Annotated in this window: 25 protein-coding genes; 5 read left to right on the forward strand and 20 right to left on the reverse strand. The window is 58.0% G+C overall.

What is annotated here, in order from left to right; all coding sequences use genetic code 11:
• Positions 1 to 21 precede the first annotated feature (21 nt).
• From EUU25_RS11455 to EUU25_RS11475, 5 genes are read right to left on the reverse strand one after another with little or no spacing between them, the layout of a single operon-like run.
• Positions 22 to 1,356: an amidohydrolase gene (locus EUU25_RS11455; protein WP_246162694.1), complete on the reverse strand. Its 1,335-nt coding sequence runs from the start codon at positions 1,354 to 1,356 to the stop codon at positions 22 to 24.
• Positions 1,353 to 1,742, reverse strand: coding sequence for a VOC family protein (locus EUU25_RS11460; protein ID WP_158901093.1), 390 nt, complete (start codon positions 1,740 to 1,742; stop codon positions 1,353 to 1,355). Before EUU25_RS11460 ends, EUU25_RS11455 begins: the two co-directional genes overlap by 4 nt.
• A gap of 30 nt (positions 1,743 to 1,772) precedes the next feature.
• Positions 1,773 to 2,915 carry a serine hydrolase domain-containing protein gene (locus EUU25_RS11465; RefSeq protein ID WP_222848788.1) on the reverse strand — a complete coding sequence of 381 codons (1,143 nt, stop codon included), beginning with the start codon at positions 2,913 to 2,915 and terminating at the stop codon, positions 1,773 to 1,775.
• Positions 2,912 to 3,424: a DUF3617 domain-containing protein gene (locus tag EUU25_RS11470; protein WP_158901095.1), complete on the reverse strand. Its 513-nt coding sequence runs from the start codon at positions 3,422 to 3,424 to the stop codon at positions 2,912 to 2,914. Before EUU25_RS11470 ends, EUU25_RS11465 begins: the two co-directional genes overlap by 4 nt.
• Before the next feature lie 38 nt (positions 3,425 to 3,462).
• Positions 3,463 to 4,005 (reverse strand): DUF3617 domain-containing protein, encoded by a 543-nt coding sequence (locus EUU25_RS11475; RefSeq protein ID WP_158901097.1) that lies wholly within the window; start codon positions 4,003 to 4,005, stop codon positions 3,463 to 3,465.
• 139 nt (positions 4,006 to 4,144) lie between these two features.
• Between EUU25_RS11475 and uvrB the strand changes: the two genes are divergently transcribed.
• Complete coding sequence (gene uvrB, locus EUU25_RS11480) at positions 4,145 to 6,331, forward strand: excinuclease ABC subunit UvrB (protein ID WP_158901099.1); 2,187 nt, start codon at positions 4,145 to 4,147, stop codon at positions 6,329 to 6,331.
• 3 nt (positions 6,332 to 6,334) lie between these two features.
• On the opposite strand, the gene EUU25_RS11485 is transcribed toward uvrB, so the two are convergent.
• The 3 genes from EUU25_RS11485 to thrS all read right to left on the reverse strand — a co-directional run bounded on the left by EUU25_RS11485 (position 6,335) and on the right by thrS (position 9,966).
• Entirely contained in the window at positions 6,335 to 7,054 is a 720-nt protein-coding gene (locus EUU25_RS11485) for a CHAP domain-containing protein (protein ID WP_158901101.1), read from the reverse strand.
• A 102-nt stretch (positions 7,055 to 7,156) separates the two neighbouring features.
• A complete protein-coding gene (locus tag EUU25_RS11490) occupies positions 7,157 to 7,915 on the reverse strand; it encodes a sulfite exporter TauE/SafE family protein (protein WP_158901103.1) in 759 nt (252 codons plus the stop codon).
• A 50-nt stretch (positions 7,916 to 7,965) separates the two neighbouring features.
• Entirely contained in the window at positions 7,966 to 9,966 is a 2,001-nt protein-coding gene (thrS, locus tag EUU25_RS11495; RefSeq protein ID WP_187351271.1) for a threonine--tRNA ligase, read from the reverse strand.
• A 218-nt stretch (positions 9,967 to 10,184) separates the two neighbouring features.
• On the opposite strand from thrS, the gene EUU25_RS11500 reads away from it, so the two are divergent.
• Genes EUU25_RS11500 through EUU25_RS11510 form a run of 3 tightly spaced genes read left to right on the forward strand, consistent with a single transcriptional unit; the run spans position 10,185 to position 11,734 of the window.
• Positions 10,185 to 10,559 carry a hypothetical protein gene (locus EUU25_RS11500; RefSeq protein WP_158901105.1) on the forward strand — a complete coding sequence of 125 codons (375 nt, stop codon included), beginning with the start codon at positions 10,185 to 10,187 and terminating at the stop codon, positions 10,557 to 10,559.
• Positions 10,556 to 10,747, forward strand: coding sequence for a helix-turn-helix transcriptional regulator (locus EUU25_RS11505; RefSeq protein WP_158901106.1), 192 nt, complete (start codon positions 10,556 to 10,558; stop codon positions 10,745 to 10,747). Before EUU25_RS11500 ends, EUU25_RS11505 begins: the two co-directional genes overlap by 4 nt.
• Positions 10,748 to 10,768: 21 nt before the next feature.
• Complete coding sequence (locus EUU25_RS11510; RefSeq protein WP_246162695.1) at positions 10,769 to 11,734, forward strand: alpha/beta fold hydrolase; 966 nt, start codon at positions 10,769 to 10,771, stop codon at positions 11,732 to 11,734.
• Between the two features lie 9 nt (positions 11,735 to 11,743).
• Here EUU25_RS11510 and EUU25_RS11515 read toward each other — a convergent pair whose 3' ends face one another.
• Positions 11,744 to 12,169, reverse strand: a complete 426-nt coding sequence (locus EUU25_RS11515) for a DUF6491 family protein (protein WP_158901108.1) — start codon at positions 12,167 to 12,169, stop codon at positions 11,744 to 11,746.
• A 48-nt stretch (positions 12,170 to 12,217) separates the two neighbouring features.
• A complete protein-coding gene (locus EUU25_RS11520; protein ID WP_158901110.1) occupies positions 12,218 to 13,708 on the reverse strand; it encodes a hypothetical protein in 1,491 nt (496 codons plus the stop codon).
• A 77-nt stretch (positions 13,709 to 13,785) separates the two neighbouring features.
• On the opposite strand from EUU25_RS11520, the gene EUU25_RS11525 reads away from it, so the two are divergent.
• Positions 13,786 to 14,979 carry a CaiB/BaiF CoA transferase family protein gene (locus EUU25_RS11525; protein ID WP_158901112.1) on the forward strand — a complete coding sequence of 398 codons (1,194 nt, stop codon included), beginning with the start codon at positions 13,786 to 13,788 and terminating at the stop codon, positions 14,977 to 14,979.
• A gap of 16 nt (positions 14,980 to 14,995) precedes the next feature.
• On the opposite strand, the gene EUU25_RS11530 is transcribed toward EUU25_RS11525, so the two are convergent.
• From EUU25_RS11530 to EUU25_RS11575, 10 genes are all read right to left on the reverse strand, one after another.
• Positions 14,996 to 15,634 (reverse strand): TetR family transcriptional regulator, encoded by a 639-nt coding sequence (locus EUU25_RS11530; protein ID WP_158901114.1) that lies wholly within the window; start codon positions 15,632 to 15,634, stop codon positions 14,996 to 14,998.
• 29 nt (positions 15,635 to 15,663) lie between these two features.
• The gene (locus EUU25_RS11535; protein ID WP_158901116.1) at positions 15,664 to 16,536 is read right to left on the reverse strand and encodes a crotonase/enoyl-CoA hydratase family protein; all 873 of its coding nucleotides are present in this window, start codon (positions 16,534 to 16,536) and stop codon (positions 15,664 to 15,666) included.
• Positions 16,537 to 16,540: 4 nt separating this feature from the next.
• On the reverse strand, positions 16,541 to 17,323 hold the full coding sequence (locus EUU25_RS11540) for an SDR family NAD(P)-dependent oxidoreductase (RefSeq protein ID WP_158901118.1): 783 nt from the start codon (positions 17,321 to 17,323) through the stop codon (positions 16,541 to 16,543).
• 120 nt (positions 17,324 to 17,443) lie between these two features.
• Positions 17,444 to 18,613, reverse strand: a complete 1,170-nt coding sequence (locus tag EUU25_RS11545; RefSeq protein WP_158901119.1) for an acetyl-CoA C-acetyltransferase — start codon at positions 18,611 to 18,613, stop codon at positions 17,444 to 17,446.
• A gap of 105 nt (positions 18,614 to 18,718) precedes the next feature.
• Positions 18,719 to 20,140: an aldehyde dehydrogenase family protein gene (locus tag EUU25_RS11550; protein ID WP_158901121.1), complete on the reverse strand. Its 1,422-nt coding sequence runs from the start codon at positions 20,138 to 20,140 to the stop codon at positions 18,719 to 18,721.
• An 18-nt stretch (positions 20,141 to 20,158) separates the two neighbouring features.
• Positions 20,159 to 21,445: a cytochrome P450 gene (locus tag EUU25_RS11555; RefSeq protein WP_158901123.1), complete on the reverse strand. Its 1,287-nt coding sequence runs from the start codon at positions 21,443 to 21,445 to the stop codon at positions 20,159 to 20,161.
• Positions 21,442 to 22,968 carry an acyl-CoA synthetase gene (locus tag EUU25_RS11560; protein WP_158901125.1) on the reverse strand — a complete coding sequence of 509 codons (1,527 nt, stop codon included), beginning with the start codon at positions 22,966 to 22,968 and terminating at the stop codon, positions 21,442 to 21,444. The genes EUU25_RS11555 and EUU25_RS11560 overlap by 4 nt, the downstream gene beginning before the upstream one ends.
• A 2-nt stretch (positions 22,969 to 22,970) precedes the next feature.
• The gene (locus EUU25_RS11565; RefSeq protein ID WP_158901127.1) at positions 22,971 to 23,729 is read right to left on the reverse strand and encodes a crotonase/enoyl-CoA hydratase family protein; all 759 of its coding nucleotides are present in this window, start codon (positions 23,727 to 23,729) and stop codon (positions 22,971 to 22,973) included.
• A 65-nt stretch (positions 23,730 to 23,794) separates the two neighbouring features.
• A complete protein-coding gene (locus EUU25_RS11570; protein ID WP_158901129.1) occupies positions 23,795 to 25,006 on the reverse strand; it encodes an acyl-CoA dehydrogenase family protein in 1,212 nt (403 codons plus the stop codon).
• Positions 25,007 to 25,086: 80 nt separating this feature from the next.
• Positions 25,087 to 26,217: a GNAT family N-acetyltransferase gene (locus EUU25_RS11575; RefSeq protein ID WP_158901131.1), complete on the reverse strand. Its 1,131-nt coding sequence runs from the start codon at positions 26,215 to 26,217 to the stop codon at positions 25,087 to 25,089.
• Positions 26,218 to 26,308 lie beyond the last annotated feature (91 nt).

A 26,308-nucleotide genomic window follows, 5' to 3' on the forward strand; every position in this document is an offset into this window, starting at 1 on the left:
CTACCGCCACCGCGTGGGGCATCAGCTCTTTGTCGGGCCAAGCAAATCCAGCACCGCCGCCGTCATCGCCTCGATACCGAGACGCACAGACGGCTCCGGATCGATTTTGAACAGCGGCGAATGATGTCCCGCAACCGGCTTGCCGCCATTTTTCGCAGCCTCGATCCATTCCGGCGCAGTCCCGCCCACGGCGAAATAATAGCCGGGGATGTTGAACTGCGGATCGACAAAGAAGGCAAAATCTTCAGCGCCCATATTGGTCTGGCGGAAGGGAACGACGACCTCTGCGCCCAGCGCATTGGCAATCGCGCCATTCAGCCGGCGGGCGAGTGCGGCGTCGTTCACGGTGACTGGCGTCGATTCCGTTACCTTGACGATCGGTAGCTTGTCTTCGGGCAACCCATGGGCACGGCCGATACCCACAGCCACGCGCTCGATCGACGCGATCAACTTGTCACGGACATCCCGGCTGTTCGCGCGGACGGTGACCTGTAGATCGGCGAACTCCGAAATGATGTTATGCTTCGTTCCCGAATGGAAGGCACCGACCGTGATGACGCCTGCATCAAGCGGACCTTTTTCCCGGCTGATGATAGATTGCAGACCGACCACGATCTGCGACGCGATATAGACCGGATCCCTTCCGAGATGCGGCGCCGCGCCGTGGGTCGCGATACCGGGCACACGAATGTCCACGCTGTCGGCGGAGGAATATTGGATGCCTTCCGACGCGGCGATCTTTCCGGTTTCCAGTTCGGCAGCGACATGGAAAGCCAGTGCATAGTCCGGTTTCGGGAATCGGGTGTAGAGACCATCCTTGATCATCGCCGCCGCGCCGCCGACACGTTCTTCCGCCGGTTGCACGATGAACACCACCGTCCCTTTCCAGCGATTCCTCAGCGACGCCAATTGCCGCGCTGTACCGACGAGCGAGGTTATGTGCACATCATGGCCACATGCGTGCATGACGGGCATTTCCAGACCATCAACGCCAACTTGCCGGACAGTCGATGCATTGGCGAGGCCGGAGCGTTCCTGAACGGGCAGACCGTCCATATCGGCACGCACCAGCACCACGGGGCCTTCGCCGTTTTTCAGCACACCCACGACGCCAGTCTCGCCGACCTTCTCGGTCACCACCATACCGGGTACCGCGCGCAATTCCTGCGCCATGCGCGCGCCGGTTTTATATTCACGGAACGACAATTCGGGGTTGCGGTGAAAATGGTCCCACAGCGCGGCGAGCGACTTGTCGTAATCGGCCTTCACCGAAGCCGAATAGTCCGGACGCGCGGTTACCGGCGCGGTCAAAAGCGCGCCGCCAAGCAACGCCAATATCATCGTGTTTTTCATCATGCTGGCCCCATTCTATATGCACATAATTTGTTACCGTCAGGATCGCGGAAGTAAGCGGCGTAGAACGCCATCGGTCCTTCATCCCCGCGCAGTCCCGGGGGTCCTTCGCATGTGCCGCCCAATTCTATTGCCTTGTTGTAGAGCGCATCCACCTGCGCCCGATCGCGCACGACAATCGCCGCCATATTCCCGTTGCCCGGGGTCGCCGGTTCGCCATTATAGGCGTTGGTGATGGCGATGCCTGCTTTGTCGAGGCTGACCCCGTAAACGATGAAGCTGTCGCTAAAGCGCATCAGCTCTTTCCCGCCGATTACGGGCACCAGATTGCTATAAAAAGCCTGCGCCGCCGCCAGATCATTCGACCCTAATGTAATATATCCCAGCATCTCTCTTCCCCTCCGCTTTCGGCAACTCTATCACGGGCATTGGTCGAAGCAATGGCCAACCGGTGCGAATTCATCCACCATCGTAACATACCGCACAAAGCCCTTGCCGGTCGCCCGGTTCACCCAGAAACCGGCACGCAGGCTATAGGCCTCACCCACATGGCCGATCCAATTCCCGCCTTTACCGTCGTCCAGCCAATGTATGCCCAGACCATAGGCCTTGAAATAACCCTTATCGTCATCGCCATTGCTGCCGTCAAAGGTCCAGACAGGGCCCAACATATCCGAAAAAGATTTTGGCGAAAGCAGCGGCGCGCCGTCTTTCAACAGAAGCTGGCCGATCTTTGCCAGATCGCGGGCCGAAATGCGCAAACCCCCCTGCGGACTAAACGCCGATCCGTTGCGGCCTAGCTTATACAAAGCATCGACATCGCAACTGCCATTGGTCGCCGGATAAACAGCACAGGGATCCTTGCCCTTCATCGGTGCGTCACGCGCCAGATCGCCATTGGGCCTGAGCAGAGTCACCGCCTTCGCGCGGCGGCCTACACTGCATCCAGCACCCCAATTATAGCAGGCGTCGAGTTTCAGCGGTTCCAGCACCAGCCGGGCCATCAGACGGTCAAACCGTTCGCCCGTTGCGCCTTCCAGCACCGCGGCGATCAACGGCGAATTGATATTGGCATAGGCGAAATAATCGCCGGGCGGGTAGCGCAGCTCCCAGGCTTTGTTCGCCGTCAGCACTTGCGACAGATCGCCGTCCAGCGGGACGATATAGTCAACATTATCCCGCAACCCCGACCGATGCGACAAAAGGTGCCGCATGGTAATCGGTGCATCTGGAAAGGCGGGGTTCCGGACACTCCAGCCCAGATAGGCATTGATGTCGCGGTCGAGGTCCAGCTTGCCCTGTTCGACAAGCCGCATGGCCCCCAAAGCCACAACCAGCTTCGAAATGGAGGCGACGCGCACCGGGTCGTCAATGGTGACCTTGCGGCCTGCCACCCCCGCATTTCCACGGGCATATTCGGTCGCTATCGTCGAGGCGGTGAAAACGACCTTAACCTCGGCAGCTTGTATCGGCCGGTCCGACGCCTTTTTCGCATAGACAGGACCGATTTGGGCAAATCCCAGAAGCAAAAGCCCCATCAGGATCCGGCCCAGCCCCATCATGGCGCCGGACAATCCCCGATATGCTTGCCGATCGCATTGCCCTTCATCTTGACCTTGCCGATCATCGGAAGGCGGACATCGACTTCGCTTTCATAGTTGAAGGCGGTATCGCCCATCACGCCTGCAAGCTGCATATCGATGCTGCCCATGCCGTCCATGCCGCAACTGAGCTTCATGCGCACATTCTGCCCCGACACATCGAAAGCCTTATACAGGCATTTTTCCGCGCCATCACCGCCGAAGAAATCCGCACCCGGCTTCTTGGCCTCGGCCTCGGAAAGACAGCTGCGGTTCGATGCGCCTTTCGCGATTTCATCCATAATCTGTTGTTTCTGCGCCTTGCCCAAGGACGGCACGTTGATATCGGAAAACACGAATTTTGTTTCCCAAAGTCCGGCCTTCATCGGGACAAAGGCATCATAATCCATTTCGGCTGCGCGCTCCTCACTATCCACGACACCATTGCCGTCCTTGTCGGCTCCGTTGTCCGAGCAGGATATGAGTGTCATGCACGCTACCAAAACTCCAGCTGCGACCCTGAGCTTTGTCATACCGGGCAATCCCCTATCCGTTTGCCTTCGATCTTGCCGGTCATCTTGACCGTGCCCATCGGCGTGCCTTCGGTGCTTTGATCGATATTCATGACATAGGTTTCGGCCGCGAATTTGCCGTCCATCGTGCTCTTGATGGTCATGTTTCCGGCCGGTTTGCAGGTCATCGCGACCTTCATCGTATCGCCGGAACGCTTCAGTTCCTGGAACGTGCAATTGGCTTCGGCAGGTGCGCCGAAGAAATCACCGCCGGGCTTGTCCACCTGTTCTTGTGTCAGGCAGCTATTCTGGGTCATGCCCTTTGCCATCTGCTCCTTCATCTTGCCCTGCACCTCTGCCGGAAGGCCGGGTGCATCAATCTTGTTGAAGCTGATTTTCACTTCCCACTGGCCGGGCTTCATCGCCATCGCGCCGCCATCGGACATTTCCGCCTTTGCTTCGGTATCGGAAATTTTGCCGTCACCGTCGGCATCGGCGCCCTTGTCCGAGCATGCCGAAATAGCAAGCGCGGCAACGCCCAATATGAGAACCTTTAGCATGGGTTTGACCTCCCGTTTTTGTTTGAAGCCTTCTTCTGTCCCTACACGCGCGAAAAGGCAACAAGGATAAGGCCGATTATCGGACGAGAAGACATATCGCCCCCTTGCCCCTCCCCTTCAAAAAGCACATATAGCGAACATGGCCGAACTCATTATCCGCCGCGGGCTTGAAGAACCGGATACCGTCGGCAACTTCACACCGCACAAGCCCGAACGCCCGCCCAAGATGGAAGGCGGCAAACCCTTCCGCATCGTATCGGAATATGAACCTGCTGGCGACCAGCCAACGGCCATCCGCGAATTGGTGGATACGGCCAAGGCGGGTGAGAAAAATCAGGTTCTGCTGGGCGTTACAGGCTCCGGCAAAACCTTCACGATGGCCAAGGTTATTGAAGAATTGCAGCGTCCGGCGCTGATCCTCGCGCCCAACAAGATTTTGGCGGCGCAGCTTTATGGCGAATTCAAAAGCTTTTTCCCCGATAATGCCGTCGAATATTTTGTCAGCTATTATGACTATTACCAGCCCGAGGCCTATGTCCCGCGCAGCGATACTTATATCGAGAAGGAGTCTTCGGTAAACGAGGCCATTGACCGGATGCGGCACTCGGCAACACGGTCACTCCTTGAACGCGATGACGTGCTGATCGTGGCATCGGTGTCCTGCATTTACGGCATCGGTTCGGTCGAGACCTATTCGGCGATGATCTTCGACCTGAAAAAGGGCGAGAATGTCGATCAACGTGAGTTGATCCGCAAACTGGTCGCGCTGCAGTATAAACGGAACGACACCGCCTTTACCCGTGGCAATTTTCGGGTGCGGGGCGACAATCTGGAAATCTTCCCCAGCCATTATGAAGATATGGCCTGGCGCATCAGTTTCTTCGGCGACGAGATCGAGGAAATTGCCGAATTCGATCCCCTGACAGGCACGACCGGCGTCAAACTGAACAGCGTGCGCGTCTATGCCAACAGCCATTATGTCACCCCCGGCCCGACGATGAAACAGGCGAGCGAGGCGATCAAATTCGAACTGTCCGAACGGCTGAAAGAACTGGTGTCCGAAGGCAAATTGCTGGAGGCACAACGGTTGGAGCAGCGGACACAATTTGATCTGGAAATGATTGCCGCCACCGGGTCCTGTGCTGGCATCGAAAATTATTCGCGCTTTTTGACTGGCCGCCTACCCGGCGAACCCCCGCCGACGCTGTTCGAATATCTTCCCGACAATGCCCTGTTATTTGTCGATGAAAGCCACCAGACTGTACCGCAAATCGGCGCGATGGCGAAGGGTGACCACCGGCGCAAACTGACTTTGGCCGAATATGGATTCCGACTGCCCAGTTGCATCGACAACCGCCCGCTACGTTTCAACGAATGGGACGTAATGCGCCCGCAAACCGTCTGCGTATCGGCAACCCCCGGCGGTTGGGAGATGGAGCAATCGGGCGGCGTCTTTGCCGAGCAGGTGATCCGGCCCACCGGCCTCATTGACCCGCCGGTCGAGATCAAGCCGGTCGAAGACCAGGTGCAGGATTGCATCAACGAATGCCGCAAGACGGCAGAGGCCGGATACCGGACGCTGGTCACCACCCTGACCAAGCGGATGTCGGAAGACCTGACCGAGTTCATGCACGAAGCAGGGTTGAAGGTGCGCTACATGCACTCCGATGTGGAAACATTGGAACGTATCGAACTGATCCGCGATTTGCGGCGCGGTGTCTATGACGTGCTTGTCGGCATCAACCTGTTGCGCGAGGGCCTCGACATTCCCGAATGCGGATTGGTCGCGATATTGGATGCCGATAAGGAAGGCTTCTTACGCAGCGAGACCAGCCTGATCCAGACCATCGGCCGCGCGGCGCGTAACGTCGACGGGCGGGTCATTCTCTATGCGGACCGCATGACAGGCAGCATGGAACGCGCCATTCGGGAAACCGACCGGCGCCGGGAAAAGCAGCGCGAGTATAATGTGCTGCACGGGATTACCCCTGCCACCATCAAGCGGAATATCCACGACATCGTCGCCGACACCGCCAGCCGCGATTCGGTGTTGGTGGAGATCGATGCCGAAGGGGCCAACAATCTGGTCGGCCACAATCTGCGCGCCTATATCGAGGAACTGGAAAAGAAGATGCGCGCGGCGGCCGCAGATCTGGAATTCGAGGAAGCCGGACGGCTGCGCGACGAGATTCGTTCGCTGGAGGCGACCGAATTGGGCCTACCCACCGATATGCAAGTGGCAGCCCCCAAGGGACGAGCGACCGAAGGAAGGCCGGGCACACGCAAGATGCGCTATGGTAAAGTACAGAAGAAGTTCGGGCGTTAGTCTTTAGCTTTTCGGCAATTTTGCGATCAGCTTTTCAACCGACGCAAGGCGTACCGACTTTGCCGGGGCAGATGTCGCCTTCGTTTCTTTGGCTGCCTTGCGATCAATGTCTTTCAGCAGATCGCCCGAAAGCCCAAAGCCCGTTTTGACCGCAGCCGATTTGAATGCCGGCTTTTCGGCCTCGGCCATGCGCACGGGTGTCGCGGCAGGCAAGGCGGGAATGACGCGGTCTTTCAACAGTATCGCAACGGCCTTGCGTGCTTCGGCTTCGCTGCGGCGCTGTTTGGGATAGATGAAGCCGTGCACTGGCCACTCCGTACTGCCGAGCGCTTCATTTGGGGTGTACCAGACGCGGACGCGGCTCCAGTCGTTGGCTTCGGACACGTCTACGGCGCGGACGTCTTCTTCGATATGACCGCGTACGCCGCCTATGGTTGACCAGTTGGCATGGCTGATAATGATCGTGCGGTCATCCACGATGCGCCGGACTGCGGCGACATGGCCCAAGCGCATATTGCCATGGGGCGGAAACGCCAGCACGGCGCCTACTTCGGGGTCATTTCCCCGATCATATTTACCCTCGGCCTGACCCCACCAGGTGTGGGCATCGCCGTAGATGGTCACACCCGACAATGCCCGCGCATAGGGCACGCATTGCAACCCTTCGTTCAACGCCGCGGCGGGCGTTGCGACCAGCAACAGGGATAGGAAAAGCGCTCTCATGTAAAATGTGATAAATTAAGAACACAAATGCCAGCATAATGCTTATGGTTAACAGCGCGGCAACGGAGTTTAACGACCCGTTAAAAAACGGGACCGAAGCCGTCAGAACAGCCTTAATACCGCCGAAATCGCCGCCAAACCCAAAATCAGCGCGACGAACATGCGCCAGAGGTGCGCAGGGACCCTGCCGAAAGATTTCGCCCCCAACCAGTTACCTGCAAGCATGGGCAGGAACAGAACGAGCGACAGCCAGAAAAGCCGCCAGCTTGCCAACCCCAGTGCAAAGGCAGACAGCGTGCCGGCAATCGCCGTTGCGAAAAAGACGAGCATCATCGACGCGCGGGCTTCGGCAGGCGGGATGGGCTGGCGCAGATAATAGGGCACAACGGGTGGCCCCGGCATGGCGGCAAAGCCGGTCAATATGCCGGAAGCAACACCGGTCAGCGCGGTTTCCTTGAAACCGGGCCGGACCTCTCCGCGCGGGGGCAGAAGCACAAGAACAAAGGCGGCAATCGCGATCAACACGATCAGCAGCCGCGCCACATCGGGCGTGGCCTGTTGCAGAAGCCATATCCCCACTGGTGTAGCCAGCACGGCAAAGGCCGCGATTGTCAGCGCGCTTTGGCGGTGCGCATCGGCATATATGATCCGGATTCCGACGGGTCCGATCAGCACCTGCAGCAATATGCCCAGCACCACGGCCTCGCCGGGCGTTACGATCAGACCCAGCATCGGGACAAGAATGATCGCCATGCCAAAACCGGTGAGCCCCCGGACATAGGCGGCGCCAAATGTCATAACCGCGGCGGACGCCAGCATCAAAGGTTCGACCCCGGCCAAGGCGCTCGCAGGGTTCAGCATCCTAAAAGGCGCAGACTGTTAATCGGAAATTGTCCTGAGCCGCCAACTGATCAAGCGCGCAAATCCGGCGGTGTTGCTTCGGCAACCAGCAGCGCAATGGCTTCGTCGAGCGTCATGATCCGCTGCCCTTCCGAACCAAGCGAACGGATGGCAACCTTGCCTTCCTCTGCCTCGCGCATGCCGACAACCAGCAGATGCGGGACTTTCGCAAGGCTATGCTCACGCACCTTGTAGTTGATCTTTTCGTTGCGAAGATCAGACTCAACCCGGATTCCAGCCACCTTCAACTTGGCCTCGACCTGTTCGGCATAGCCGTCGGCGTCCGAAACGATGGTCGCGACCACCGCCTGCACGGGTGCCAACCAGACCGGGAAGCGGCCGGCATAATGTTCGATCAAGATGCCGATAAACCGTTCGTAAGAGCCGAAGATCGCACGGTGCAGCATGACGGGCCGGTGGCGGGCGCCATCTTCACCGACATAGCTCGCATCCAGACGTTCGGGCAGAACGCGGTCCGACTGGATTGTCCCCACCTGCCATGTGCGTCCGATGGCGTCGGTCAGATGCCATTCCAGCTTGGGCGCATAAAAGGCGCCTTCGCCGGGCAGTTCTTCCCAACCATATTCTTCGGTCGCCAGCCCTGCGCGCACAACGGCGTCGCGCAGTTCATTTTCCGCCTTGTCCCAATCGGCATCGGACCCGAACCGCTTTTCAGGGCGAAGCGCGAGCTTGATCGAATAGGTAAAGCCGAAATCCTTATAGATCCGGTCCGCCAATGCGCAGAAATCCTGCACCTCGGCTACAATCTGGTCTTCGCGGCAGAAGATATGCGCATCGTCCTGCGTAAACTGCCGCACCCGCATCAGGCCGTGCAACGCGCCATGCGGTTCGTTGCGGTGGCAGCAGCCATGCTCATAAAGCCGCAGCGGAAGGTCGCGATAGGATTTGATACCCTGCCGGAAGATCAGCACATGCGCCGGACAGTTCATCGGCTTCAGCGCCATCCAGTCGGCGTCGCCCGAAATCACCGGACCTTCATCATCCACATTCGGAACTTCATCGGGGATCACGAACATATTTTCGCGATATTTGCCCCAATGGCCCGACTGTTCCCACTGCCGCGCATCCATCACCTGCGGCGTTTTGACTTCCTGATAGCCGGTCGCATCAATGGCGCGGCGCATATAGGATTCAAGCTGCCGCCAGATGGTAAAGCCATGCGGGTGCCAGAAGACCGAACCATGTGCCTCTTGCTGCAGATGGAACAGGTCCATATCCTGACCCAAACGGCGATGATCGCGCTTCGCCGCTTCTTCGAGGCGCACCAGATGCGCATCAAGCTGCTTCTTGTTCAGCCAGCCTGTGCCGTAGATGCGGCTCAGCTGGGCATTATTCTGGTCGCCACGCCAATAGGCACCGGCTACGCGCGTCAGCTTGAATGCTTGCGGATCAAGCTTTCCGGTCGACGCCAGATGCGGCCCGCGGCACATGTCCATCCAGTCATCGCCCGACCAGTAAACCGTCAGCTCTTCGCCATCGGGCAATTCACGCGCCCATTCGGCCTTGAAGCTTTCGCCCGCTGCCGCCCATGTCGCGATCAGCGCGTCGCGCGACATAACCTCGCGGCGCAATGGCTTGTCGGCGCGGATAATCTCGCGCATCTTTTCCTCAATAACCGGCAGATCATCCAGCGTGAACGGCCCGCGGCTGGCGGGTGCCATCACATCATAATAGAAACCGTCATCGGTCGCCGGCCCGAACGTAATCTGGGTACCGGGAAACAGCGCCTGCACCGCTTCGGCCAGGATATGCGCAAAGTCATGCCGCGCCAGTTCAAGGGCATCCGCCTCATCCTTCGCGGTAATCAGCGCCAGATTCGTATCGCTGTCCAATGGCCGCATGATGTCGCGCACCTCGCCATCCACACGGGCGGCGAGAGCAGCCTTGGCAAGGCCCGGACCAATTGCGGCGGCAATCTCCGCAGGGGTAGTTCCGCTGGGCACTTCTCGGGCGGAGCCATCGGGAAGGGTGACGCGGATCATCTCGGACATGGGAAAAACTAACTTTCTGGTGTGTTTAAGAAGTGTCCCTTTGCCAGCCCGCGGCCAATGCCGCAACCCCGCAGAAATGGCGCAGAATGCCCCGGTTAACGTGCGTCTTCATTCAATATGCAAAGGAAACTTGACATTCCTCTCAGTGAATGTAAAGTGACCTTGTCTTAAATTAAAGGTTCATTGACATGGCAAATTGGAACAGCATGGCGCCCTATATGCGTCGGTATAGCATCCGCATCCTTCTTTTCATGACATCCTATGTGGTCATCCTGACCGCCAGCCTGACCTTTGCGCGCAGCGGCGCTGCCCATGGACAGGCCACGCGTATCGGGCTTGCGTTGATCACCGCCTTTCCGGTGATCGGCGTCTTCTGGGCGATATTCCGGTTGTTGGTGGAAACGGACGATGAATATCAACGTTTCCTGTTTGCCAAGCAGACCCTGTTCGCAACCGCCTTCACCCTGGTCATCGTGACCGTTTGGCAATTTCTGCAGGTCTATGACGTCGTGGCAACAGGACCCCAATGGATGGGCGTCATCTGGTTTGCCATGCTGGGGCTGGCCGGCCCGATCGCGCGTTGGAAAGCATGAAAAACCGTTTGAAAGTCTTGCGTGCCGAGCGCGACTGGAGCCAGCAGGATCTGGCCGATGCGCTGGGCGTGTCGCGCCAGTCGGTCAATGCGATCGAAACAGGAAAATATGACCCGTCCCTGCCCCTGGCCTTTCGCATAGCCGATCTGTTCGATCTGACCATCGAAGCCATTTTTGTGCGCGACTGAAATTACCGCCGGAGACTGACCTTGAAGCTGACCTTACCCCTGATAATCGCCGCAGCGACGCTGCTGCTGCCCAACGTAGCAAAGGCCCAGACCCCGCAGTGCGCCGCAAGCGCGAGCACAGCAGTCGAACGGTCAACCTATGACGGACGCCATTTCAGCGTCGAGATCGAGGGACCAGCGCAAGGTGATGTTGATGACGTCATCCTGATCCCCGGCCTCGCAACATCACGCGAAGTGTGGGACGCAACGCGTGCGGCCCAACGGTCGTGCGTTCGGCTGCATGTGATTCAGATCCGCGGATTTGGCGATGCGGCCGAAGCCAATGGTGAAGGCCCCGTTCTGGAACCCTTTGTGCGCGAGCTAGGCGATTATATTGCGGACAGGATTATGGCCGGGGGCGGGAAGAAGCCCCTGATCGTGGGCCATTCTTTGGGTGGCCTATCCGGATTGATGATTGCGGCCCGCTATCCCGATCTGGTCCGGAAAGTCATGGTGGTCGATGCCTTGCCGTTCATCGGCACCCTGTTCCATCCCGCCGCCACGGTCGATCTCGTCCGTCCCCAGGCCGAACGGCTGGCCGCCTCTATCCGGTCAGCCTATGGCCAACCCAAGCCGGTCGATACCGGCCGCGATCCGGGGCCGCAAAGCCAGGCAGGCGGACTCACCAACAATCCGCGTGGCCGCATGACGGTAGACCGGTGGAGCCGAAATTCGGACCCCCGCGTCATCGCGCAAGCTTTGCTGGATGTCATGACGACCGATATGCGGCCTGAACTGTCCAAGATTAGCGCACCGGTCACCTTGCTCTATGCGCAGGATGATAGCGCGATGACCGTCGAACAATCCACCGCCGCTTTCCTGCCGCAATATTCCGGAACGCCCAATTTCAAGGCTACCCAGATAAGGGGCAGCTATCATTTCATCATGCTGGACCAACCGGAAAAATTCGCCAAGGCACTGGCCGATTTCATCGCGGGAGCGCCCTAACCAGCAGGTTCAGTTGCCGCTCTTGTCTTTCCGATAGGGCACAAATTCACCAAGGCTGCACACCGGTCCTGGAATACCGCTTGTACGGTCGACGAGCTTCACAAGGTCGCCCCGGCATTTCTGGCCGCCAAATTGCTCGGTCACCATGATATCGCTATCCCGCGCAAGACCAGGGCAGCTGCTGCGCAATGTGTTTTTGTACACCAGGTTGCCGGACACACGATAGAGCAGGATGTCATCACTGACCCGCACGACATTGGTGCTGTTGAAATCGCTGATGCAGTTGACCGCAGTGCCCGCTACTCGGCCAGCCAGTTCCTTAGTCAGCAATTCAGACTGTTTTTCCGTGAGAGGCTTTGGGGTGCTATCGACATCCCCGCATGAGGTGAGCGCCGCAATGGGCAAGGCGAGCGCGAGAATCAACTTGCTGTGCATGATCTTTCTCCTTGGAGGAGTGGTAACTGTAGCAACCTGAACCGAACATTAGCAATATATAGTAGCGCTATGTCTTTTTTCGCTTGGAGTGACGGTAACCTTCGCGCCGCCCAGATCCATGAGGGGCGCATCGTCCATGACAGCAAGCGCGCGGGCACCACTCTCCATTTCCAGCAAGAGCGTTGCTGCGCCCGTCACGCCCTTGGCGACGGGACGCGCATAGGTCAGCACGCGGCCTGTGCCTTGGGGTGCTTCATCAAGAGCAACCGATTCCGGCTGATATGCCGACGGGATTTCGCCAGTCCACGGACGCGGCGGGGGGCTCGCCGTGTAAATGCCGACAGCCTGCTTGGACATCACGCCACCATTGGCGGTCAGCAGGGCCGGCTTGGTTCGATCCTGACGCAGCCGTTGGACGACGGCAGCGATGCTGTACATTGCATAGCCATTGCCCGGACCCCCGAAGAAATTAAGCCCGCCGGTAATGGTGTAATCGCCGAGAGCGCGCGCAGGATCGCCCAAGGTATCGACGGCGGCGAACACCGCGACGGGAAAGCAGCTATAGATATCGACTGGCCCAAGCTGCGCTGCCTCAAAGCCCGCCTGGTCCAGGGCCGCGTGCAACGCATAATCGAGCGCCTTTGGATGGGTGAGGTCCTTGCGTTCACTATAAGGGGGCTCTTTGGTTTCGCTGGAACCGGCGAGCCAGATCATCTTGTCGTCCGCCACACCCAGTTCACGCGCCTTGCCCGCGCTTGTCAGAATGACTGCGCCGCCCAGATCGACTGCATCCTGCGCAACCCGCCAGCGTCGGTATATATCGGTCAGCGGATAGTCGCTTTCATTATCCCGGACCAGATCGCTGACGGTAAAATGCTTCGCGAATTGCGCATGCTCACGCGCTAAAGACGCGACCGACATGGCAGCGCCCAGTTCGGCCATATGGACCAGATAATCCTCACGAGACAGCCCGAGACCCAAGCGTCGCGCATTTTCGAGAAGCGAATAGGCCAGGGGCATTGATATGATGCCGTGGCGGATTTCGGCCCGGCTCAATATCGGAAAAGTTGAAAGCCTGTTATCAAAAGGGGTGTCTGACGCCAGACGCCAATCCAGTTCGACGCCCGCCTTGCGCGCCCGCTTGGCGGTGCCCATTGCCTCTGCCGCGACAATGACCGCCAACCCGGTCTCCCCACGCCGGATCTCGCCCGCCAATTCGTGGACCATCGCCTGCGGACTTTGTCCGCCGACATCGGCATAAATCAGCCGCGCGGCGGAAATGCCACCTGCCGCGCCAAAGGCTTCGGGGACATTATCGGGCGAACCTGTGCCCATCGAAACACCGCTGTCTTCGAATGTCCGGATAGCAGCGATCACGTCTATGGCCGCGGCGACGGCATCTGCCTGACCCGTGTCGGCGAGCGCAACCTTTATGGCTTGGCCTGCCAGTTCAACCGGACGCGGCCATTCGCCCGCAACCGTCCTGCGGCTTGCTTCACCTACCCCGATTATGACGGGAGCTTGTGCATCAAAACCCACCCGATATTCCTCTCACAAAGTTCTTAACTGTACGCTTAAATATGCTAGCAGGTGATGCAAGAATAAAGGAGAGCGTGATGGCAGCCTGGCCGAAACTAAAATGGGACAAAGAGCCCACAGGACCCCTGAAAGGCATTAAAGTCGTGGATATGGCGACCGTCGTGCTCGGCCCCTACGCGACCGTGCAGCTTGCCGACTTGGGGGCCGAGGTCATCAAGATCGAAAATAGCGAAGGGAACACCCCGGGCGATCTGATGCGGCACGCCGGCGATTCGCCTACCAAGCAGCATGGGCCGATATTTGCCGCGTTGAACCGCAACAAAAAGGCCATCAACCTCAACATTAAAAAGCCCGAAGACAAGGCCGTGCTCGAAGCCTTGCTGGAGGAAGCCGACGTCTTCATCCACAATGTCCGCATGGCCGGCATGGAGCGCCTTGGATTTGGCTATGATGCGGTCAAAGCGATCAATCCCAATATCGTTTATGTGCACTGCGCCGGTTTTGGCGCAGGGGGAGCCTATGGGGAGCGGCAAGCCTATGATGATCTCATCCAGGCAGCGTCCGGCTTTGCGGCCTTAAGTGAACAGCGGGACGGCGGACGGCCGACCTATGCACCTTCTTTGGTTGCCGACAAGGTCAGCGGCCTGTTCGCCGCCAATGCCACCATGGCCGCGTTGCTGGCCCGGGCGGGAGGACAAGGTGGCCAATTTGTGCAGGTTCCAATGTTCGAATGCTTCACCTGGTTCCATATGGTCGAAAATCTGTGGGGCGAAACCTTCATTCCGGGCACCGGGCGGATGGGCTATACACGGTCGGTCAATCCGCGGCGGCGGCCCTATCCGACGAAGGACAGTTTCATCGCCATCGTTCCCTATAACGACCGGCAATGGGCGAAGTTCTTCGAACTGGGTGGACGGCCCGGCGTCTTTGATGACCCGCGATTTGCCACCTATCAGGAACGGACCAAGCATACCGGAGAACTCTATGCGCTCATCGAAGAGGTCACGGCCGAACGGACCACGGACGAATGGCTCGACCTGTTGGCGGAAAACGACATACCGGCGATGAAATATAACCGGATGGCGGACGTGCTGACGGATCCCCATCTGGCCGATGTCGCGTTTTTCGAAGAAGTGGAAAGCCCTGTGCTGGGGAAATATCGGACCATGAAGCATCCGGTGCATTATGCCGGAACGCCGGTGACCAATTACGCCCATCCGCCAATGCTTGATGCCGACGGCGATGAAATCAGGAGCGCGCTCGGATTTTAGAGCGCGCCTCCGGGCGTCAGGCCAATAGCCCCCGCATGATCAAATCGATTGTATGGTCGCGATAGCGGTCGCGCATATTTTCGTTGAAATCGTCCTGATTATAACAGTGCCGCAAAACTAGGCGGGAGGAATAGAAGCGATCCGCAGCACCGGTGACCGTGAAGTAGAAAAACTGCGGGTCAATGTTGCGGAACTTGCCTGCTTTCACGCCTTCGCTGATCAGCGTGTCATAGGCCTTGGAAATCGGGCGGAGGTAGAGGTCGGCGATCCGGGCGGCTTCGGTCGGCGCGCTGTCGCGTACCATGCGCATCAGCAGGCGGTTGAGATAGGGAAAGGCGTAATAGGTATCGATCACGGCGCCAATATGCAACCGCAGCTTTTCTTCCGGCGGCATGTCCTTGGCCACCAAAGCCCCGAGGCCATGGACGATATTGCCCATATCCCGGTCGAGCAGGGCCAGCATCAAGCCGTTCTTGTTCCCGAAATAATATTTGACGAGCGCGCTGTTGAGACCGGCGCGCATCGACAGTTCCGAAAGCGACAAATCGATGGTGTCACCATCGCGCATGATCTGGCTTGCCGCCTCAATCAACTGGTCGCGCGCATTTCCGCTTTCCGGTGCGTCGCTAATCAACTTTGGTCCACTACTGGCCATATGCTCCCCATCGCCTCCCTGACGTAGCGTCACTTATAAGCAGGTTCATCCCACCAAGGAAAGAAGTCCGGCAAATCTGTGGATATTTTATCCGGATAGTTGGGAGAGCGTTTTTCAAGGAAGCTGGCTATGCCTTCAGCCGCATCGCCGGAGCGGGCGCGGCGGTATATCGCGCGGCTGTCAATCTGATGTGCAGCCATGGGATGATCCGCCGACGGAAGGCGCCACAGCATAGCTCTGGTCAGCGCAATCGAGACCGGCGCAGTGTTATCCGCAATCTCGCGCGCCAGCTTCTGCGCCTCGGGCAACAGATCGGTAGGCGCATGAACCGACCGGACCAAGCCGCCCTTCAGCGCTTCAGCCGCGTCAAAAACCCGTCCGGTCATGCACCATTCCAATGCCTGCTGCATGCCGACCAGCCGTGGCAGGAACCAACTGGATGCCGCCTCTGGCACAATTCCGCGGCGCGCAAAGACAAAGCCAAAACGGGCAGTATCGCTCGCCAGCCGGAAATCCATCGGCAGCTGCATCGTCGCACCGATGCCAACCGCTGCGCCATTGATCGCGCCAATGACCGGCTTTTTGCATTGGAAGATGCGAAGCGTAAGCCGCCCGCCGGAATCGCGCACCCGCTCATCCGACAGCGATTCGACCTTCGACCCGCTGGCAAAAACATCACCGCCGCCATCAGGCGTCAGATCGGCCCCTGCGCAGAAAGCCCGCTCACCCGAACCCGTTACGATGACGGCACGGACGGCATCATCGGCATCCACCAGATCAAAGGCCGAGCACATTTCCCGCATCATCACATTCGTGAAGGCGTTCATCTTTTCCGGGCGATTGAGCGTGATGGTGGCGATACTGTCGGCCACGTCATAACGGATCTGGGTGAAGTCGGTCATGGCCTTAGCGCGGCGCCATACGGATGGCGCCGTCAATGCGCACATCTTCGCCATTGAAGTAGCCGCATTCGATCATGGTCAGCGCGACCATCGCATATTCTTCGGGATTGCCGAGACGCTTGGGGAAAGGCACCGATGCGGCCAGCGCATCCTTCACCTGTTGGGGCGCGCCGTTCATCAGTGGCGTGTTGAAGATACCGGGCAGGATAGTGTTCACCCGAATGCCTTCGCTCATCAGGTCGCGTGCGATCGGCAAGGTCATACCGACAACGCCACCCTTGGACGCGGAATAGGCCGCCTGACCCATCTGGCCGTCTTCGGCGGCAACCGAAGCGGTGTTGACCATCGCGCCGCGCTCGCCGTCTTCCATCGGATCAAGCGTCAGCATACCAGCCGCCGATTTTGCGATGCACCGGAATGTACCAACAAGGTTGATCTGGATGATGCGGTCAAAGGCATCGAGCGGGAAATGCTTGATGGAACCATCTTCTTTCGACCGGCTCGCCGTCTTTGCTGCATTGCCGGTTCCGGCACAATTTACCAGGATACGCTCCTGCCCGTGCGCTGCACGCGCCTTGGCAAAGCCAGCGTCCACGCTCTCGTCGCTAGTGACGTTCACCTCACAAAAGACGCCTCCGATTTCGGCGGCGACTGCCATGCCTTTTTCCGCCTGCAAATCGAATATGGCGACCTTTACACCCTTGGCAGCAAGCTGACGCGCCGTGGCTTCGCCAAGGCCGGAAGCCCCGCCGGTCACGACGGCGGCAATTGTGGAATCCAGTTTCATTTTGATGTCTTTCCTTTTCTTTTCACAGTCACCCTGAACTTGTTTCAGGGTCTTTTTTTCAACGTCGCCGACTAAGACCCTGAAACAAGTTCAGGGCGACTGCGTTTTTGGTGATGCGCGTTACACGCGTTCGATGATTGTAACGTTGGCTTGACCGCCACCTTCACACATCGTCTGCAAACCATATTTGCCCTTGCGCGCTTCCAGCGCGTTGAGCAGCGTTGCCATCAACTTGGTGCCCGAGGCACCCAAGGGATGACCCAAAGCGATCGCGCCCCCATTTACGTTGATTTTCGACCGATCAGCGCCGACATGCTTGAGCCAAGCGAGCGGAACCGGCGCGAAGGCTTCGTTGACTTCGTAGAGGTCAATATCTTCGATCTTCATCCCCGAGCGCTGGAACGCGCGGTCGGTTGCAAAGAGCGGTTCTTCAAGCATGATGACAGGATCGCCGGCCGTCACCGTCAAATTGACGATGCGTGCACGCGGGGTCAGGCCATGCTCTTTCAGGGCGCGCTCCGACACGATCAGCACCGCACTGGCGCCGTCACAAATCTGGCTGGCATTTGCTGCGGTGATCGATCCGCCTTCCTGCAAAAGCTTGACGGCGGAAAGGCTTTCCATCGTGGCGTCGAAGCGGATGCCTTCGTCGCTGCTATGGATGATATTGCCTTCGGGTGTTTCCACTTCGACGCCCACTATTTCATTCGCAAAGGCGCCCGATTCCGTGGCGGCTTTTGCTTTTTGATGGGATTCGAGCGCAAAGCGATCCAGGTCTTCGCGCGTAAAGCCATGCTTTTTGACCAGCATTTCGGCGCCCATGAACTGGCTGAACATGATGCCGGGATAGGCTTCTTCGAGCCGTGGGCTCTTATAGGTGCCCAGACCTTCTTTCTTGAACAGCATCGACGTCGAACCCATGGGAACGCGTGTCATGCTTTCAATGCCGGCCGCAAGAACGATATCCTGCGTTCCCGACATGACACCCTGTGCGGCGAATTGCATCGACTGCTGCGACGATCCGCATTGACGGTCGATGCTCACCGACGGGATGGAGTTCGGCAATTTCGAAGCGAGTACGATATTGCGACCGACATCACCGGCTTGCTCGCCACCCTGTATGACGCACCCCATGATGACATCTTCGATAGCGGCGGGGTCAAAATCATTACGGTCCGCGATGGCATCAAGCACCGCGGCACCCAGATCCACCGGATGTACCCCGGCGAGCTTTCCACCACGCCGTCCACCGGCGGTCCGCACTGCGTCTACAATATAGGCATCTGCCATCTTCACTCTCCTATGGGTCAAAATTTAATCAGACGATTAAACTTTGACCCAAGAGAGTCAAGTTGAGATTATCACCCTTCGCCCTAGTATGAAGGCGAATGGGGGTTAGGCGGCTTCGCGCGCGATTGTGATGACTTGCGGATAGGTGAATTCCAGCAATCCTTCTTCACCCAATTCCGCACCGAAGCCCGACTGCTTATGTCCGGCAAAAGGAGCATTGGGCGCGAGATGCATCGATTCGTTGATCCAGACCGTGCCCGTTTCGAGTTGCTCGGCAACTTCAACCGCAGCTTCGGGGTTGCTGGTCCAAATCGAACCGGCCAATCCATAATCCGAAGCATTGGCGCGGCTGATGACCTCATCAACGGTCGAGAATTTCATCAGAGGCATGACCGGGCCAAATTGCTCTTCGGCCACAATGCGTGCGTCTTCCGGCGGATTGTCGAGCACCGTTACGGGGACGAAATAGCCTGGGATCGATGGATCATGGTCGCCGCCGACAAGGAATTTATACCCCTTGTCCTTTGCATCGGCGATGAGTTCCAGAACGCGGTTATATTGCTGCTTGTTCTGGATCGGACCAATGGCGGTGCCCTGCTCCGCACCATCGCCAACCTTTACGGCACCGGCATAGGCCGCAATTGCTGCCGAAAGCTCGTCATAAATATCTTCGTGGATATAAATGCGCTTGGCCGCAATGCAGACCTGACCCGCATTATAGAAGCTGGCCCAGAACAGCTTTTCAGCCACCTTCGCGACATCCGCGTCCGGCAACACGATCGCCGCATCATTTCCGCCCAGCTCAAGCGTGATACGCTTCAGATCCTTCGACGCCGATTCCATCACGCGCTTGCCGGTTGCGGTTGAACCCGTGAAGGTAATCTTGTCGATGTCGGGATGCGACGTCAGCAACGGACCAAGCGCGTCACCTCCGGTTATGACATTCAGGACACCTGCGGGGAAGACACCGGCAATCAATTCGGCCATCCGCAAGGTTGCCAACGGCGTGAAGGGCGAAGGCTTCAGAACCATGGTGCAGCCCGAAAGCAATGCAGGCACAATCTTTTGCACGGCCATCAGGACCGGGAAATTCCAGGGCACAATGCCGCCCACAACACCGACGGGTACCCGGCGGGTGCGGCTCAGGCGCTTGTCGCTATCTTCGCTGATCTTCTCTTCCAGATTCAGTGTGGGCAAAGCCCGCGTCATGCCGACGCAACCGGCAATCTCGCTGCCTGCCTGCATATGCGGCTTACCCTGCTCGCTGGTCAGCAAGCGCATCAGCTCATCACTGTTCGCCTTGATGGCATCCGCCATTTTGGCAAAACAGGCGCGGCGTTCTTCGACGCTTGTTTTCTTCCATTTGGGAAACGCGGCACGCGCTGCTGCGACGGCTTTGTCCAATTCGGCCTGACCGCAATCGGGCACTTGTCCAATCACCTGTTCGTTCGCCGGGTTTACGACATCGATCCATTTGCCGTTGTCGACCAATTCGCCGCCGATAAGATTCTTATATTGCGTTACCATGGGAGCATCCTCTTTCGTTCAAGCTGCTTTGAAACGCAGCGGTAATGTTTTTGGCCCGCCGACAAAAGTCGACTGCGACCGTTTGGGTTCACCAGCAAGTTCAACCGAATCCAGCCGGTCGAGTAACTCTTCGAACAATATCTTCATCTCCAATCGGGCGAGATGCAAGCCGAGACATTGATGTGCACCCGAACCGAAGGAAATATGCCGGTTGGGACTGCGTGTCGCATCGAACCGCTCGGGTTCCGGAAACACCGACTCGTCGTAATTTCCGGAGATATAGCAGAGCATAAGCCAGTCGCCCGCTTTCATGGAGACACCGCCAATTTCCGTATCGGCTGCTACGGTCCGCATGAAATGCTGCACGGGCGTCGTCCAACGAATGGCTTCTTCAATCAATCCGGGCAACAGCGTGCGGTCCGCCTTCACCTTCGCAAACTGCTCCGGATCTTGCGCCAACGCCCACATGGCTCCGGCAGTCGACGCCGACGTCGTGTCGTGGCCTGCTGTAGCGACAATCGTATAATAACCAGCGCTTTCGTAATCAGGGATCGGCGCGCCGTCGATCATCCCTGTCGCAATGATGGTGGCGAGATCCTGTCGCGGATTCGCCCTGCGGTCCTGCGCCATCGCTTCGAAATAGGCGTTAAAATCCGCAACGGTTTGCGCCATGATCTTGGTGGCTTCTTCGGCCGACATCTGCACCGCGCGTGTCCGGTTCAGGTCCGGGTCCTGCCCGCCGAAAAGTTCCTGTGTCAGTTTGAGCATTAAAGGCTCATCACTTTCCGGAACGCCGAGCAATTCCATCACCACGTGCAGTGGATACATGGAGGCAACATCCCGCGCAAAATCACATTCACCGCCCATGGCCAGCATCTTGTCGACCGATGCTTTCGCAATGGTCCGGATATTCGCCTCAATCGTCTTGAGATTGGCAGGCATAAACCAGTCTTGCGTCAGACGGCGGTATTTGGGATGCTCTGGCGCGTCCATCTGGACGAGCGATTTCACCAGATGCGGGCTGCCGTTCATCAGGTGGGCAACGAACATTTCGGCCATGATCGGGGCCAGAACAACCGTCGCGGGATTGTTGAGGAATGTCGTATTGTCCTTACTGATCTTCAGAATATCCGCATGCCGTGTCACCACCCAGAACGGTCGGTAACCGGGAATTTCCGCCAGAGCGATCGGTGCCTCACGGCGCAGCGTCGCATAGGCATCCAACAGCGGTTGCCAAGCGCCATAGGCCAGCGGATCGACGATTGTCGCCGCCAGATCGGGTGGTATTTTCGGGCCTGCACTCACGCCTTTTTCTCGGCCCAATATTCGTCCCGTAACAGGCGCTTGTACAATTTGCCTGTGTCGTGACGGGGTAGCTCTTCCCGGAAATCGATCCGTCGCGGAATTTTGATCCCCGACAATTTTTCCCGCGCATAAGCGGTCAGTTCGTCCCGTAAGGAATCACCAGCTTCGGTCATATCGAGTGGCTGGACCACAGCGATCACCTCTTCGCCCATTTCATCATGGGGCCCGCCAATGACGGCGACATCCCTGACCTTGGGATGGGTGACCAGATGGTTTTCGATTTCCTGCGGATAGATGTTCACGCCGCCCGAAATGATCATGAAACTCTTGCGGTCGGTGAGGTAGAGATAGCCTTCCTCATCTAGCCGGCCCACATCACCCAGCGTCGTCCAGCCATGTTTGTTGGTTGCGTTCCTCGTCTTCTCTTCGTCGTTGTGGTAGCTAAAGACATTCTCGCTTTCGAAAAAGACCGTACCTTCCTGACCCACTTCGACATCGTCGCCATTTTCATCGCAGATGTGCATGACGGCGTTAAGCGGACGCCCGACCGAACCTTTATGGGTCAGCCACTCTTCGCTGGAAATGAAGGTGATGCCCTGACCTTCGGTGCCGGCATAATATTCGCGCAGAACGGGGCCCCACCATTCGATCATCGCCTCTTTGATCGGGATCGGACATGGTGCCGCCGCATGGACCGCCGTTTCCAGCGACGACACATCATAGCTGTTCCGGACATCTTCCGGCAATTTCAGCATCCGGGCGAAATGGGTTGGCACCCATTGGCTGGCATTAATCTTGTATTTTTCGATCGCGGCGAGCGCTGCCTCTGGATCAAATTTTTCCATGACGACAACCGTTCCGCCCAGCCGGTGCACCGCAATGCACCACCGCAACGGTGCCGCATGATAAAGCGGCGCAGGCGACAAATAGATGCTGTTGGAAGAAAATTTGAACGCCATCGCGGCAAGGCCGGATAATGCGTTAGGCGATGCGATGTCCGGGTCTTCGGGTAGAGGGAAGCGGACGCCCTTGGGCTGACCGGTTGTACCCGAACTATACAGCATGTCGGTACCGGCCCGTTCATCCGCAATCGGGGTCGTCGGCATGGTAGCAACGGCATCGGCATAAGAAGTCCAGCCGGCATGTTCACCGCCCAAAATAAAGCGCTTAACAGGGCTTTGTAACTGATCCAGCGTCGCCCCGAGATAGGTGGAGGCAAAGAGCGCGGTCGAACCACTGTCGTTTAATATATAATCCATTTCCGAAGCCGTCAGACGGCAGCTGATCGCGACATAAATCAGCCCGGCACGCTGCGCGCCCCAGACCAGATCGAAAAATTCGGGCCGGTTATCCAGACAGAGCGCAACGGTGTCGCCATGCTTCAACCCCAGTGACCGGAAAAGATGTGCACACTGGTTAGACCGTTCATCCAGTTGGCGGTATGTAACCGTCTCTCCGGACCCTGCCATGATCACGGCAGGCTTGTCGGGATATGCAGCGGCGTGGACGACGGGATGACCCATGATTACTCACCTTGCCAATTTGGTTTACGTTTTTCCGCAAAAGCTAATGCGCCTTCGCGCGAATCCTTTGATGTGAAGACCGGACTGCAGATTTCATTCTGCTTCTTCCACATCTCGGTCGAGTTCCAGTCCGGCCTTTCGTTGATGACCCTTTTCGTGGCGATCAAGGCCAGCGGGCCATTGGCAGCCACCTTGGACGCCAGTTCCAAAGCTGCGTCGATAGCTGCGCCGTCTGTTAAACGATTTACAAAGCCGATCTCATAAGCGCGCTGTGCAGAGATAAAATCACCGGTCAACGCCAGCTCCATCGCCATTCTTTTGCCAATGATCGACGGCAATGTCAGCAACCCGCCGGCGGCAGCGACCAGACTGCGCTTGACTTCGGGAATACCGAATTGGGCTTGGGTGTTGGCCACCAGAAGGTCGCAAGCGATGGCTATCTCCATGCCTCCGGCCAGGGCATATCCTTCCACCGCCCCGATCAAGGGCTTGGCGGGGGGCGATTCAATGAACCCTGCGAAACCCTTGCCCTTGATGCTCGGCAATTCGCCTTTCAGGAAAGCTTTGAGATCCATACCCGAGCAGAAAGTACCACCCGCGCCGGTAATGATCCCGGCGTTCAGGCTTTTGTCGGCATCGAGTTGCTCCATCGCCGCCGCAATACCCTGCGCAACCGCCTGATTGACGGCGTTCTTAGCTTCGGGCCTGTTGATCGTGATAATCAGGACGCCATCTTGCGCCTGGGTCAAAACTTCAGACATGTTTACCTCCAATTGGTCAGGGCAGCCTTGAGCGGACTATCGTCATGGCTGCGGGGTAGGCGCAATCACCGCCCTTTGGGCAGTCCCAGCACATGTTCTCCGATGATATTCTTCTGAATCTGGCTGGTGCCGCCGCCAATGGTGGCGGAAAAGCTGTTCAGATAGGAACGGTGCCAATAACCGTCGTCGACCGCATTCTCATCGCCGACATAATAGCCCGCGCGGTTCCCCTGAAACTGCAACGAGAATTCGGTCAGCTCCCGAACCAGCTCGGTGCGGGCAAGCTTGTTCATCAGGGCGAGCCCCATCGGCCGGTCACTGGTCAAGGGCGCCATGCGGCGGCGCTGGTTGTTCAGGTTCAGCGCTTGAATGTCGATCATATATTCGACCAGCTTGTCACGCATCACGGGATCGTCGAGCACCGGCTTGCCACCCCGTTTTGCCGTGCGGGCGAAATCGACGATGCTCATCACATCCATTTCCTTGACGAAATAACCACCCACCGGATTGACCTTCGCGCCGCGCTCATATTCCAGCGTTTTCATGGCGACCATCCAGCCTTGTCCCTCTTCGCCGACAAGGCCCGATGCAGGGATCCGCGCGTCGGTGAAGAAGCATTGGGTAAAGCCATATTCACCGGTCAGTTTTTTCAGCCGCCGTGTTTCCACGCCGGGAATCTTCATCGGCGCCAGGAAAAAGCTGAGCCCTGCATATTTGCTCGGGCCATCATTCGAGGTCCGTGCGAGCAGGATCATATAATCCGCGCGGTCACCTAGCGAGGTCCAGATTTTCGATCCGTTGATCACATATTCGTCGCCATCCCGCACAGCCTTGGTCTGCGCGGAGCCGAGATCGGAGCCATGCTCGGGTTCGGAAAAGCCCTGACACCAGATTTCCTCCGCGCTCAGCATCGGCTTGATATAACGGCGCTTGTCCTCTTCCCGGCCGATGTCGAGCAACAGAGGTCCGGTCCAGCCATTGGCAATCGCGTTGATCATGATCGGCGCATCATGCGATTTCATGATACGCGTGGCGATCCGCTGATATTCGGGATGCATGCCATAGCCACCATATTCGGTGGGCCAGCTCATGCCGAAATAGCCAGCCTCATACACCTTGCGCTGCCATGCGCGCAGAAAGTCGAACTGCTGGTCGGTGGACACTTCCATAAAGGTCAGGGGCAGCATGAATCCGGGATCGCGCACTGTATTCTCGGCGAACCAGGCGTCGCATTGCTTTTCGAAATCCGCAAGTTCTTGGGGGCTTGGTTTGCTCATGGCTGATTCCTCTCTGCATGTTTAATTGCGCGATTAAATTCGGGATTGCAAGCAGCGTTTTGCGCCTCCATTCCGAAAAATCAGAGCCGCTTGAACGGCCCCATTTCGCCCAGAAACTCGATCTCGCGTTCCATGGCGTGTGTCTCGCGCTCCAGAAAATCGGAAACCGCCGAACGAAAGCCGCCATTGGCAATATAGTGCGCAGAATAGGTCGGGACCGGCTCATAGCCCCGCGCCAGCTTGTGTTCGCCCTGCGCCCCAGCTTCGACACGCGGCAGACTATGCGCGATCGCATAGTCGACGGCCTGATAATAGCAGAGCTCGAAATGGAGAAAGGGGACGTCACGGGTGCAGCCCCAATAGCGGCCATAGAGGCACTCGGGACTGGCGAAGTTCAACGCACCGGCAATGGGCGTGGCGCCATCATAGGCAAGGAACAGGATAATGCTGTCCTTCATGCTGTCGCCAATGATATCGAAAAAGGACCGCGTAAGATAGGGTCGCCCCCATTTGCGTGCGCCGGTATCCTGATAGAAAACCCAAAAGGCGTCCCACATTTCGGCGGTGATATCCGCCCCCGAAATTTGCTCGATCCGAACAGATGCCTGCGCCGCCGCCCGTTCCTTGCGGATTGCCTTGCGTTTGCGCGAAGACAATTCGCCCAGAAAATCGTCAAAACTGCCATAGCCGCGATTTTGCCAGTGGAATTGCGTACCGATGCGCACAAGCCAGCCCGCCGCGCGATAATAGTCCAGCTCGGACTCGTCGACAAAGGTCGCATGGGCCGAGGACAGACCATTTTGGTCGACCACGGTTTCGGCAGCCGCCAGCAGCGATGCCGCATGCAGCGGATCGCGCATCATAAGCCTTGGACCCGGCACCGGCGAAAAGGGCGCCGCTATTTGTAGCTTTGGATAATAACGTCCGCCCGCCCGTTCGAAGGCATCGGCCCAATGGTGGTCGAACACATATTCGCCCTGGCTATGCGTCTTCAGATAAGCAGGTAGTGCCGCCGCAGGGGTGTCCTCCGTATCCCGGATAACGATAGGGGCGGGCGACCATCCCGTACCCGGGCCAACGCTACCCGATTCCTCAAGCGCCGACAGGAAGGCGTGGCTGACAAAAGGGTTGCCGCGCGGGTTGAGCGCATCCCAAGCGGCAGGCGCGACATCGCTAACCCGGCTCAGCAGTTCGGCAGTAACCTCAGACATAGCCCACCCAAAACCGTTCGCATCGAGCGCAGTCGAGATGCCATGAGGGAGTGCGCGCCTTCCGGGTGTCTCGACTGCGCTCGACACGAAC

The sequence above is a fragment of the Sphingorhabdus lacus genome, assembly GCF_009768975.1.
GTDB classification, from domain to species: domain Bacteria; phylum Pseudomonadota; class Alphaproteobacteria; order Sphingomonadales; family Sphingomonadaceae; genus Sphingorhabdus_B; species Sphingorhabdus_B lacus.